The organism is Candidatus Nucleicultrix amoebiphila FS5 (genome assembly GCF_002117145.1).
In the GTDB taxonomy this organism is placed as follows: Bacteria; Pseudomonadota; Alphaproteobacteria; order Caedimonadales; family Nucleicultricaceae; genus Nucleicultrix; species Nucleicultrix amoebiphila.
The window spans coordinates 568638-581476 of record NZ_CP008743.1; the positions used below are offsets into that span (position 1 = coordinate 568638).

Sequence of the window (12839 nt, forward strand, 5' to 3'; positions counted from 1 at the left end):
TGACGTAATAATAGTGTGTGATGTAGTTAGACTACTTCTATGATAAAGTCAACTTAAATAAGCTAAGATATAGAAGCTAATGACCTCAATGATAACGTTTCAGTCCTTAAAGAAAGAACACCTTCCTCTTCTTTGTCGTTGGCTTAATACTCCACATGTGAACGAATGGTACGGAGAGCAGAGATCTTGGACCTTAGAAGATGTGGAGAAAAAGTATTTACCGCGCTTTCACAACACAACTTCCAAGCCCATTTTTTGTTTCATAATCTGTCAAAATGAAGATCCTCTAGGCTTCATCCAATATTACAATGCCTACGATTATCTTCGTGATCAAGACCTTAAGATAGACGCTCTACCCTCAAATCTTGCTGCTCTCGATTTTTATATTGGTGAATCTAAGGCATTGGGCAGAGGATTAGGATCTAAGATTCTTCAGCAATTTTTAATAAGCCATATAAAACCACATTATACTGCTTGTCTTGTTGACCCAGCTCTTCATAACCAAAAAGCCATTCATGTTTACGAAAAAGCGGGCTTTAAAATTATTCAAAGCCCGCTCCCGCACAAATATCTTTGGATGATAATTAAGCTCTCTTAGATGCCATTATTAAACAAACCACTCCAGAAGTTAGGAAATCCTTGAGGCCCATATCCGCTTGGATTGGTAGGTGGTGATACTGAAGGCATCACACCAGAGTAATTTTGATATCCATAAAGCGGGGCTATTCCTCTATAACGTTGCCCGTTCTCAGGAATCCCCATGTTTAATGACATACTTTGTGCGCGTTGAGCAGCGGTACGCTCAAGCTGCAATCTCATCAGTTCTTGATAATGCATCAGCTCAAGTGCTTGCCTTTCTCTTTCTCTTGTTTCTTCATCTAGCTGCATAGAGACATGAGGAGAAAATTCAGGTGTTTGATAAGACTCTTTTGGTTCCTCTAAAGTTTTTATATTTTTCAACACCAAGCCTTCTTCACCAGCCACTTCATAGGCAGCTCTGATTACATATTCCTTTACTTTTTCAGACTCTACACGTCTTTGACAAAAGAACGCCAAGCTAATGTCCTTAAGCCAAGAAGAATTTTTCAATTCATTAAGAAGCATGGCTTCAATTTCTGGCTTATAGGCTTTATTTAAAGTATCAATTGTTTTTTGACGTAGCTCCTCGGGTGTTAAATCAATATAAATAACGTCCTTTTCCTTCTTAATTTGCACGGAAGGTATAGGCTCTGGCACAGGCAATCCATAGGCCATGGCTCTCTTCACCATTGATTTTTCATGCAAAGCTTCTAAAAACCGATGAATATAAAGACGCGTTTCATGTTCTTGGAGAGATTCAGGAGATGCCATTTCAAAAGGATCTTGCTTAAACTTGAATTTTGTAATTGTTGCTTGAACATATCCCCTTTGAGTTTCAATTCTTTCCTCCCCTCCTATGTTTTCATTGTGAGTTGCATAAAGAATATGAGGAGAGGCGAATAAAAACCCTGAGAGAACATAAACAAATAAATTAGACTTCACAAGCGCCACCTTTTCAGTGATTGACCATTATTTTGCTAAATAGGTATTTTATTTTTTACCATTTGTCAATCTATGCTCTGTCAGGATTGGTCTCTAAATACAGAGGAAATTAAATATGCATTAATTCATAATTGTTATAATAATAATATGAAAATATATGATTATTTATTTAAAAATATATTTTATAAAGATAATAAAAGCAGGACTATTTTTGAGCCCTATGCTCCTTGGGTTATGACTGCCTATGTTATAGAAGATGTTACAAAGGAAAATGAGATAAAAAACTATCTCCTTTTTCATCTCTGTCTTATATTTTTTTTAATTCCCATTAGCTTTCATTTTGGACTTATGATGATTATTGCTACTTTATGGTTTCTGCTTGGCTTCTATGTGTTTATGATTCACAATTTGGTTAAAGATCTCCTCAAAGAAAATCACTCAAGACAACATTATTTAGAAAGTCTTAGCTATCTGAGACTTGCTTTTATTGAGTTGCTTTCAAGTTTTTCTTCTATTGGGTTTGGGTTAACCATTCTTAATAGCGGCGCGAATGGTTTGATTATCTTAGGACTTGTAGCATCAATTTTCATGACCGTTCTGACAACAATAGGGATCTATTTAAAAATAAGCTTGTAAATCATATCATTCGTATATTGTTGCACATTTGTCACAATCCTGAACAATAATTTGCCCAAATTACAATTTTATTTTTGCTTATGTGGCATTACCATTTACAGATGCTCAAGTCACATTATTAATAAAGGAGTCGTGATATGAGATTAAATAAAATTTTATTAGCCGCTGCTTCAGCTTTGACGCTGATGGGCGCAGTTCAAGCCGAAGCTGCTGCATACAACGGTTTTTCAATGGGTGCGACTGCTGGCTGGACATCCAATTCCGTGAAATTAAGCGGCACAGGCACACCCTTGGATAAGTCACTTCGTTTCAATCAAGCTCCCTTTGGTTTGTTCGTACAATACTCTAAATCTGCCCCCCAAAGCGTATTCTTTGGAATTGGTTTAGAAGCAGGGTATCATTTTGGAAGCGCTAAAAAGAACCTATTTGAAGGTACCATTGCTCAAAACAATATCGCCTTCACTGGTAAAATTGAGCTTGAGCATAAGCGTAAGTTCTATAGCGAAATTGCTGCAAAACTCGGTTATACTTTCTCAGACTCCGTACTTTATGGATTGGTTGCTTTGAGAGGTACTCAAGTAGAAAACACGCTGTCTGCAAACGCAGTCCTCACTGAAAACGGTCAGGTTGTTGTTAGCGGTAACGGTAAAAAATCTAAAAAAGATTTCGTGTTTGGTTTTGGTCCAGGAGTTGGATTTGATATGAAAATCAATGACAAGTGGAGCGTTGGTGCTGAATATAAATTCATGTTTGAGAAATCAGTAAGTGCCGCTCTTTCAAAAGAAAACATCAAGATGAACTCTCACAACTTGATGGCACGTTTGAGCTACCACTTCTAGTCTTTCAAAGATTAGGGATATTTAACCCCCGGTGCACTGCATCGGGGGTTTTTATTTAAATTAATTGCAAAAACACTCTAAAAAGTCTTATCTAGGCACCATGAGTGATAAAGTATTAAATACATCTAAGCCACAAATTATAACTTTTGGGTGTCGCCTTAACACCTATGAGTCAGAAGTCATGCGCGATCATGCAGAACAACAGAGTCTTGATAATGCTATTATTATAAATACTTGTGCTGTCACAAATGAAGCGGAACGGCAAGCTCGACAAGCTATTCGAAAAGCACGTCGCGAAAACCCTGAAGCTTATATCATTGTGACTGGGTGTAGCGTTCAAATCAATCCAGAGTTCTATGCCACAATGCCCGAGGTAGACCGGGTCTTAGGCAATCATGAGAAAATGCAGAAAAAACACTTTTATCGTCAAGTCTCCGATAAGGTGCATGTAACCGATATCATGGAAATTAAAGAAACCGCAAATCATCTCATTTCTGGCTTTGAAAATCGCAGTCGCGCTTTTATTCAAATCCAAAACGGCTGTAATCATCGTTGCACCTTTTGCACCATTCCTTATGGTCGCGGTAACAACCGTAGCGTCCCCATGGGAGAAATTAGTCAGCAAATCGCCACATTGCTAGAAAACGATTGTCAAGAAATTGTGTTTACTGGCGTCGATATAACAGACTATGGCAAAGACTTACCTGGCTTTCCAACCTTGGGACAGATGACTAAAAGAGTTTTAAAACAGCACCCTTCCCTAACACGTTTACGTCTCACTTCCCTTGATCCCAGCGAAGTTGAAGAAACGCTTTTTGACATCATTGCCAGTGAGAATCGTCTCATGCCTCATTTTCATATTAGCCTGCAGGCTGGAGATAATATGATTTTAAAACGCATGAAAAGACGTCACTTAAGAGAAGATGTGATCAATTTTTGTAATAAAATTAGATCATTAAAGTCGGATGCAGTTTTTGGGGCTGATATTATCGCTGGATTTCCTACAGAAACAGAAGAAATGTTTCAAAATTCTCTGAAATTAGTCGAAGAGTGTAATATTACTTATCTTCACGTTTTTCCCTATTCCGCTAAAAAAGACACACCTGCTGCGCGCATGCCACAAGTTCCTGGAGACTTAATTAAGGAAAGAGCACAACGACTACGCGCACTCGGCAAAATTCAATTGGACAAATTTTTAAAAAGTAGATTAGGCCTTGAAGAAACCATTTTGATGGAAGCAAATCTTCGAGGACGCACAAATCATTATGCTCCCGCAAAAATTATTGAAACTCCTGCTAAAGAAGGGCAAATTCTAAAAGCCAAAGTCGTCGATATTAAAGATCAGACACTCATCATAAAAGGATAAGGAATGGCCGAAAAAAAAGAAGAAAAAAAAGGTTGGTTTAAACGGCTTAAAGAAGGCTTATCGAAGACCTCCACAAAACTTAGTGAGGGCATTACTAATATTATCAAAAAGCGTAAGCTGGATCAAAACACGTTAGATGAATTAGAAGAACTTCTGATTTTATCCGATCTTGGTGTTGATACATCTAAAAATATTATTGAAGCCTTAAAGAAAGAACGTTTCAATCAAGATATTTCTGATGAAGAGTTAAAAGGATTTTTAGCTGAAAAAATAGAAGCCATCCTCAAACCTGTAGAAAAACCGATTACTTTAGGTAAGAATAAAAAGCCTTTTGTCATGTTGATCGTCGGCGTAAACGGAAGTGGTAAAACAACTACCATTGGCAAATTAGCTCACTATTTCCATAATGAAGGTCACAAGATACGACTTGCAGCCTGTGATACATTTAGAGCTGCTGCTGTTGAGCAACTGCAAGTTTGGGCAAAACGCATTAATGTTCCAATTGCCGTGGCTTCACAAGGTGCCGATGCTGCAGGTCTTGCCTTTGACACCTTACAACAGTCTCAAAAAAATAAGGACGATATTTTAATCATTGATACAGCTGGTCGTCTTCATAATAAATCTGATCTTATGGATGAATTATCAAAGATTCGACGCGTCATTCAAAAGATTGATGAAACAGCCCCACACAGTTGCCTCCTAGTCTTGGATGCGACAGTCGGTCAAAATGCACATATGCAAACTGAGATTTTCTTGAAGACAACACAAATAACAGGGCTTATCATGACGAAATTAGATGGTACTGCTCGTGGTGGCGTCCTGGTTAGTTTAGCTGAGAGATTTAAATTACCAGTTTATGCTATAGGAGTTGGTGAAGATATAGACGACTTAAGACCCTTTGAAGCCAAGAGCTTTGCCCGAGCGCTTTTAGGCCTTGATGGGGAGAAATAATTATAAAGAAAACAGACAAAGTGGAGGCGTCGGGTGGTAAAGCAGACTAGGAACACTGATCAATATAGTGAGTCAGAAGAATTTTTTGACGCTGATCAAGCAATTCAAAGACTAAAGGATATTTATCAGAATAGCATTGCTTTGATAAAAGAAAGTTTTGCTCAGTTAATTGCAGGGGATTTAACAGCCACTCAACCTGTGGAAGCTTGTTATCCTCATATTAGTATTAACATTGGGCCTGAAAAACTAGACGCAACAGACGCAACGTTATCCTATGGTATCGTTGATGCACCAGGTCTTTATGGCACAACCATCACAAAACCTAGTCTTTTTGAGGACTATTTAAAAGAACAAATCACCTTATTGCTGAAGAATTATGGAGGCCCTATTCTGATTCGTCGCAGTAGACGTCGTATTCCATGGCATTTTGCAGGCTTAGAGAGTCCTGATAGTCAGTTTACGCCTGAACAATTGAAGCAGTTTCGCTTGGGTTTTGTACATCCTGACTTAAAGCGCATAGATGATGAAGTTGTGAATCATACTTTCGAAGTACGAGAAAGGGGAGAGTTTCCTCTAGCACTTTTTGATGCTGAGCGTGTAGATTATTCTCTTTACCGCCTTTACCATTACACCGGTACAAATCCCAAGCATTTTCAGAATTTTATCGTACTTACCAACTATCAACGCTATATGGAAGCTTTTTACAATTACAGCCAAGAGCAGCTAATAGATGGGCATTACTCCTCTCTTATTGAACCGGGAGATGTCGTAAAAACTGCGAGCAAGAATAAAGAAATATCGACTAATGGTCAGCCTCCTAAACACTTACCACAAATGCCAACTTATCATCTCAAACGTTCGGATAAAAATGGTATTAGCTTTATTAACATAGGAATTGGTCCCACGAATGCCAAGAATATTACTGATCATCTGGCAGTCTTAAGACCTCATTGCTGGCTTATTCTCGGTCATTGCGCAGGCTTACAACGCAGTCAAATCTTAGGCGACTATATTTTAGCTCACGGGTATGTTCGGGAAGACGGCGTACTGGATCAAGATTTACCTCTTTGGGTTCCTGTACCTCCAATTGCTGAAGTACAAGTAGCTTTACAGGAAGCCGTTGCTCAAATTACCGGTCTACAACCGCATCAACTAAAAACTCGCATGCGCACAGGCACTGTTGTGACAACGTGTAATCGCAATTGGGAATTGCGATCTCGCGAACTTCATGAACGCTTTAATCAAAGTCGTGCTATCGCCTTGGATATGGAATCAGCAACGACTTCTGCGAATGGGCTTCGTTTTCGAGTTCCTTATGGAACACTGCTCTGCGTTTCGGATAAACCAGTTCACGGAGAAATTAAGTTACGCAATATGGCTAATGCTTTTTACGAAAGTCGCGTAGATCAACACCTAAAAATTGGGCTTAAGGCGGTTGATATCCTTAGAGAGCGTGGGACGACGACGCTCCATTCGCGTAAGTTGCGCGGATTCAATGAGCCGCCCTTCCGTTGATCTGTTTTGTGGCTGCCTTAGAATTTGTTCGTCAATAAAATGATCAAAATCATTCCAGAATTGTTTTAAGATTTCATCGACTTCACTTAAAATTTGATGACGCGCATTTTCATAAACTTTCAAATGACACTGAGGCAGCATATCGCAGATTCTTTGAATGCCGCTGTTATCAACGACTTGCTCTTCCCCTGCAGCAAGAATTAAAACAGGAACTTTAATATCCTGTAAATAACCAGGTTGACTAAGTTTGGCGATTGATTCAAAAGTGGCATCAAGCCATCCAAAAGTTACCCCACCTATAATCAAATGAGGATGCTCCATCTGCAAACGCTTTAGTTTAAAAAATCGCTCGCGATCATGCGTTAGAAAATTGTCTTCATAAGGTTCTTTTGTGGGAAGAAAGTCACCATGTCCAAAGATATAATTTTCTCCTAACCCTATTTTGTTTGTAAACTTCGCAAGAAACTTTGCTATCCCCTTTGGGTATCCTCCTGTATTAACGTCTAACATAGGTGCTGTTAAAATCGCGCCGCTAATATGACCGGGGTAATCATGTAAATATCTCAAGACCAAATGCCCTCCCATGGATTGCCCCAGAGCAATAATAGGCCCATTGGCATCTGGTAGAACATATTCGGTCAAGAATTGATTCAAATCTGTGATGTAGGTTTCATATGAGTCAATATGGCCTTTCTGACGATTTTCAGTCAAACGTGTTGATACACCTTGACCACGCCAATCTAAAGCCCATACTGAATATCCACGATTCAAAAGAGCGTCGACAATTTCATCAAATTTTTCAATAAATGATGCCCTGCCTTGCAAAAGCAAAACCGTAGGCTGAAGCCTTCCTGCGTCATCCCTATAATATGTATTGGAATCAGAACCTGGAGACCAGTGTGCTATTCTTATTTTTGCACCATCTTTGGTGGTCATATAGTTATATTCAGAGGACGCCATTGTTATACTCCTTATACCCTCTAATGGAAAGCATACAACAAGAAGACTTAAAAAGAGTAAACGCATGAGATTTTTGGCAAAAAAATTATTTCAAATTATTACACTAATTTCAGGAGGTTATTAATCTCTTTTTAAGAAGATTCACATAAAATTTCAAGCTAACCTTTAAAAGACGGCTATCGAGTATTGAGCTTTAAAAACCTACATGATAGAAGTTTCAAATGATCAATCCTATTCATATTAAACGCCGCGGTCTTATGTTAGTACTATCCTCTCCGTCTGGGGCAGGAAAGACAACTATATCAAGACAATTATTAAAATCCGATAAAAATTTAATGCTGTCCGTTTCTCTTACGACGCGTAAACGTAGACCAGGAGAGGTTACTGGACGAGACTATAAATTTTGTTCAGTTGAAGAGTTTAATAAACAAGCAGAAGACAAGAAACTTCTTGAGTATGCAAAGGTCTTCGACAACTATTATGGCACCCCCCGCGAACCTGTTGAAAAAGCGCTTGAAGAAGGAAAGGATGTCCTTTTTGATATCGATTGGCAAGGCACCCAACAACTGGGACAAGTGGCTCGTGGCGATTTAGTCACAGTGTTTATTTTGCCTCCTACTTGGGACGAACTAAAACGCCGATTGATGTTAAGAGCACAAGATTCTCAACAAGTTGTCGAAAAGCGTATGTCTAAGGCTGCTGATGAAATGAGCCACTGGGCGGAATATGACTACGTGATTATTAATTACAATTTTGATCATAGTGTAAAACAAGTTGAAGCTATTCTGGAAAGTGAACGTTTAAAGCGTCAACGCCAGTTTGGGTTAGCAGAGTTTGTCAAAGGGCTAAGACAAAAAATATAAGAATATCTTTGTTCATAAAAGAATTAAAAAAAGAAGAGAAAAATGATAAAAATTTCTTTCTTTCCCACGCTGATCACGCTTTTATTATTGCTTTGCAATTCTCCTCTTCTTGCTACAAACGACGAGAATGATTTTAATAAGTCTTTTTCTCATATAGGTCTCAATCAAAATCAACTAGAAGATGATCGCCTCTCCACTTCTCAACAACGTCAAGTGATCTCTCATCATAACGATGAAAATTATTTAGAATTTTTATCCGATGAGGTCATTTTGTATCTATTTTCCTTCCTTAATCCTCTTGATATTCGAAGGGTAAGTCTTAGTAATGTAAGAATGCGCGGTGTTTCTCAAGAATCGAGTTTGTGGAAACATTATGGCATAAGAATGCGTTTACCTTTAAATGACGCTATAACGCCTCTAGATAAAGAAACAATAACAGTTCAATTTCTTTTAATAAAAGCTTCTCTCGCCGTTGCTCTTGGAGAAATTGAGAGTCATAAATTAATACTCTTCAGAATTGCTAAAAAAACAGGGAAATATCCTCAAATTCTACCGATCATCAACAATGCCCAAATTCATAAACTCACAAGCATTTCGCAGAGAAGGAAAAGACGTAAATTCATAGAAAAGGTAGCTGACGTAGGATGTCCTTGGGCTTTAGATGAAAAGCTTTGTGGGATTTTATTTGGAAATATGGGCTACTCCCAAAATTTTAAACAAGGCAAGGAATTGGTAAGAACCTTATTTTTGCAAAACCACCCTTGGGCACAAGAAAAAAAATTGGAAGGACTTATGTTTAGGACGAATGGCTATAAGAGAAATCCAAGAAAAGCTGATCGTCTTTTTGCAAAATTTATAGCACTGGGTAATGAGGGAGCTTTGGAAAGACAGTTAAGTTTACATCTGAGAAGCCAATCACAACACGATAAGACAGCTAAACGCTTTGTCAATCAATGGGTTAGAATCAACCATCCATGGGCTTTACGAAAAAAATTTGAGGGACGAATGAATGGAACAAATGGTTTTAGAAAGAAACCTCAATCTGCAAAAGCGTTTTTAGCTAAACTTGCAGACCAAGGGATTCCTTGGGCATTGGAAGAACAATATACTAGCCTCAAGTACGGATATAATGAATTTGAAGAAGATGTAAACGCCGCCCAATCGTTTTTAGACCAATGGTATCAACGAGGACATCCATGGGCTGTAGAAAAAAGATTAACAGAAGAATTTTGTGCGTTCCAGGGATTACCGACCTCTCTTGTCGCCAAAGAATTTATTGATTCAGAAATTGATACTCATTTCTCGGTTAAAAGCATTAAAGCAGCAGGATGTCTTTTTGGGCTTTTTGGCTTTCGCAAAAATAAGAAATTAGCGTCTGAAATCATTAGTGATTATAATATAACACTCTTTGACATGACTTATTAAAATTAAAGAATTCAAGACTTCATAATAGTTTGTCATGGAGCGCGAAGAAGACGCTAACAAAAAAATGAAATGTCTACAAAAATACCTCTATGTCGTGTAATGACTTAAGAGAATTGATTATTTTGATTGAAGTATAGAAAATGCCTGAAATATCAACAGATTTAGATTTAGCAGTCCACTATCTAAAGGATGGTGCACTGGTTGCCTTACCAACTGAAACAGTTTACGGTGTTGCAGGTGATGCTACCAATGATAAAGCTGTTGCTAATATATTTGCCCTTAAAAAGCGTCCGGAATTTAATCCTTTGATCATTCACTATCCTCATATCACCTTTATGAATCAAGATGTTGAGATTACAGAACTAGCTAAAAAATTAGCCAATGCGTTTTGGCCAGGTCCTTTAACGTTGGTTTTGCCGAGACGACAGGAATCAAAGATTTCGTTTCTGGCTTCGGCTGGTCTTGATACTCTAGCAGTACGTATTCCCAGCCACCCCATGACTTTACAAATACTGAGAAATTTTGGAAAGCCTGTGGCCGCCCCCAGCGCCAATCCCTCTTCAAAAGTAAGTCCTACCTCTGCTCAACATGTATTTGATAGCTTTAAAAATAATCCTCTCCTTCCTCTGATTATTGATGGCGGCGCTTGCCATGTCGGTATTGAGTCAACCATTATTGATTTAACTGTCCCAATCCCAAAGTTGTTACGACCTGGGAAAATAACAGCAGAGGAAATCAAGAACTTAACAGGAATTGTATTAGAAAATCAAAGTCACTCAAAAAGCAATCCAAAGGCTCCCGGACAACTAAAAGTTCATTATGCCCCCCATATCCCCTTATATCTTAATTGTACGGCTCCCAAAAAGGATCAAGCTCTTCTGGCATTTGGCCCTCATATCCCTAAAGGGGCAGCATACTCGTTAAATTTAAGTCCATCAGGTAATCTCAATGAGGCTGCGACTAATTTATTTGCCATGATAAGGCTATTAGATAATGATCGTTATGCAAGCATTGCGGTTATGCCTATTCCAAAAGAAGGGTTAGGTCACGCAATTAATGATCGTCTTAAGCGGGCAGCACAGGAATAACTTTTCTTACCTATAAAATATGTTAGTGTTTAAAATTATTGTAGAATGAAGTCTTAAAAATGAGAAAAAAACCACTCGTTTTATGTATCCTGGATGGTTGGGGTTATCGACAAGAAGCTGATAACAATAGCATTTCCCAAGCACACGCTCCGTCCTGGCAGGATTTTCTTAAAAACTCTCCATGGACACTTTTGGATGCTTCTGCTCAAAGCGTTGGTCTACCGAATGGACAAATGGGAAATTCAGAAGTGGGGCACATGACGATTGGATCAGGTCAAGTCATTATGCAAGACCTTCCTCGTATCGACCAAGTAATTGAGAATAACGAACTTTCTTCTCTTCCAGCTTTAAACGACTTTATTGAAAAGCTCAAAAAATCAAAGGGGACTTGTCACCTATTGGGGTTGCTATCTCCAGGAGGCGTGCATTCCCACCAAAACCATATACTAGCCTTTGCAAATCACATAGGAGATCAAGGAGTTAGAGTGAATATTCACGGCTTTACTGATGGCCGTGACACACCACCTATGTCGGCAAAGGGATATTTAAAAGACTTTGTTCGTAAACTCCACCCGGCCGTTAAGATTGTCACCCTTGGAGGACGCTACTTTGGAATGGATCGTGATAATCGTTGGGATAGAGTTGCGCGCGCTTATGGCGCGATCATTCACGCCGATGGACCAAAAGTTGAAAATTTTCTGAGTTATCTTGAAGATAATTATAAATCCAATATCGGGGACGAATTTATTCCTCCTGCTGTATACTTTAATTACGAAGGTGTGAGAGATGGAGATGGACTTTTTATGGCAAATTTCAGGGCAGATCGTGTTCGTCAGATTTTATCGGCACTTTTGAATCCTACTTTTAATGCTTTCGATCGTAATTATACTCCTAATTGGGCAGAAACTCTTGGCATGGTGGAATATTCAGATATCTTAACGCCTTTTTTGAGAACAATTTTTCCGCCCGTGGAAGTAAAAAATAGCTTAGGAGAAATAATAGCTGAACATAGTCTAAAACAGCTACGCATTGCGGAAACTGAGAAATATGCCCATGTCACTTTCTTTTTTAATGGCGGTCGTGAGCAATCATTTCCGGGAGAAGAGCGTATTCTTATTCCCTCTCCTAAAGTCTCTACTTATGATCAACAACCCGAAATGTCAGCTTTTGAAGTCACAAAACAATTAATAAATAAGATCAAAAATGAGGCTTTTGACTTTATTGTGGTCAATTTTGCGAACCCGGACATGGTTGGGCATACAGGAAATATAAAGGCTTCAATTAAAGCTGTAGAAACGATCGATACCTGTCTTGGGCAATTAAATGAAGCTATTAAAAATCAAGATGGAATTTTGATCATAACAGCTGATCATGGGAACGTTGAAGAAATGATTGATTCCCATACTCATGAACCTTTAACAGCTCACACTTTAAATCCAGTGCCTTTTGTCATTGTTGCAAACGATAAACCCTCTGTTCAACTCAAAGCAGGCGGGACACTTGCAGATATTGCACCTACTATTCTAGATCTTATGCATTTACCAATCCCTGAAAACATGACTGGAAAATCTTTAATTGTAAGCCCTTAAGAAAACATTATCTAAAATGCCATAGTGCTTGAAAAAGTTGCAGTACCACCCTTGATCGTTTTAAAGGGGAAAGTTATGATGACGCA

12 protein-coding genes are annotated in these 12839 nt (G+C 38.6%); 10 read left to right on the forward strand and 2 right to left on the reverse strand.

Annotation, left to right across the window (positions count from 1 at the left end; genetic code table 11):
* Nucleotides 1-79: 79 nt before the first annotated feature.
* Nucleotides 80-598 carry a GNAT family N-acetyltransferase gene (locus tag GQ61_RS02725; RefSeq protein WP_085783827.1) on the forward strand — a complete coding sequence of 173 codons (519 nt, stop codon included), beginning with the start codon at nt 80-82 and terminating at the stop codon, nt 596-598.
* Here the strand turns inward: GQ61_RS02725 and GQ61_RS02730 are convergent.
* The gene (locus GQ61_RS02730; RefSeq protein ID WP_085783828.1) at nt 595-1521 is read right to left on the reverse strand and encodes a hypothetical protein; all 927 of its coding nucleotides are present in this window, start codon (nt 1519-1521) and stop codon (nt 595-597) included. The two genes, GQ61_RS02725 and GQ61_RS02730, sit on opposite strands and share 4 nt — an antisense overlap.
* Nucleotides 1522-1668: 147 nt before the next feature.
* Here GQ61_RS02730 and GQ61_RS02735 point away from each other — a divergent pair, with 147 nt between their 5' ends.
* The 5 genes from GQ61_RS02735 (at nt 1669) to GQ61_RS02755 (ending at nt 6828) form a co-directional block, all read left to right on the forward strand.
* Nucleotides 1669-2157, forward strand: a complete 489-nt coding sequence (locus GQ61_RS02735; RefSeq protein WP_157111125.1) for a hypothetical protein — start codon at nt 1669-1671, stop codon at nt 2155-2157.
* Nucleotides 2158-2294: 137 nt separating this feature from the next.
* Entirely contained in the window at nt 2295-2996 is a 702-nt protein-coding gene (locus GQ61_RS02740; protein WP_085783830.1) for an outer membrane protein, read from the forward strand.
* 100 nt (nt 2997-3096) lie between these two features.
* Nucleotides 3097-4362: a tRNA (N(6)-L-threonylcarbamoyladenosine(37)-C(2))-methylthiotransferase MtaB gene (gene mtaB / locus GQ61_RS02745; protein ID WP_085785052.1), complete on the forward strand. Its 1266-nt coding sequence runs from the start codon at nt 3097-3099 to the stop codon at nt 4360-4362.
* A gap of 3 nt (nt 4363-4365) precedes the next feature.
* Nucleotides 4366-5313, forward strand: a complete 948-nt coding sequence (ftsY, locus tag GQ61_RS02750) for a signal recognition particle-docking protein FtsY (RefSeq protein ID WP_085783831.1) — start codon at nt 4366-4368, stop codon at nt 5311-5313.
* Nucleotides 5314-5346: 33 nt separating this feature from the next.
* Nucleotides 5347-6828: an AMP nucleosidase gene (locus GQ61_RS02755; protein ID WP_085783832.1), complete on the forward strand. Its 1482-nt coding sequence runs from the start codon at nt 5347-5349 to the stop codon at nt 6826-6828.
* Here GQ61_RS02755 and GQ61_RS02760 read toward each other — a convergent pair.
* Nucleotides 6727-7788: an alpha/beta hydrolase gene (locus GQ61_RS02760; protein ID WP_198157383.1), complete on the reverse strand. Its 1062-nt coding sequence runs from the start codon at nt 7786-7788 to the stop codon at nt 6727-6729. The two genes, GQ61_RS02755 and GQ61_RS02760, sit on opposite strands and share 102 nt — an antisense overlap.
* Before the next feature lie 221 nt (nt 7789-8009).
* Here GQ61_RS02760 and gmk point away from each other — a divergent pair, with 221 nt between their 5' ends.
* From gmk to gpmI, 4 genes are all read left to right on the forward strand, one after another.
* The gene (gmk, locus tag GQ61_RS02765; RefSeq protein WP_085783834.1) at nt 8010-8651 is read left to right on the forward strand and encodes a guanylate kinase; all 642 of its coding nucleotides are present in this window, start codon (nt 8010-8012) and stop codon (nt 8649-8651) included.
* Between the two features lie 42 nt (nt 8652-8693).
* On the forward strand, nt 8694-10076 hold the full coding sequence (locus GQ61_RS02770; RefSeq protein ID WP_085783835.1) for an F-box protein: 1383 nt from the start codon (nt 8694-8696) through the stop codon (nt 10074-10076).
* A 140-nt stretch (nt 10077-10216) separates the two neighbouring features.
* A complete protein-coding gene (locus GQ61_RS02775) occupies nt 10217-11164 on the forward strand; it encodes an L-threonylcarbamoyladenylate synthase (protein ID WP_085783836.1) in 948 nt (315 codons plus the stop codon).
* Nucleotides 11165-11223: 59 nt separating this feature from the next.
* Nucleotides 11224-12753 (forward strand): 2,3-bisphosphoglycerate-independent phosphoglycerate mutase, encoded by a 1530-nt coding sequence (gene gpmI, locus GQ61_RS02780; protein ID WP_085783837.1) that lies wholly within the window; start codon nt 11224-11226, stop codon nt 12751-12753.
* The last annotated feature ends 86 nt before the right edge of the window (nt 12754-12839 follow it).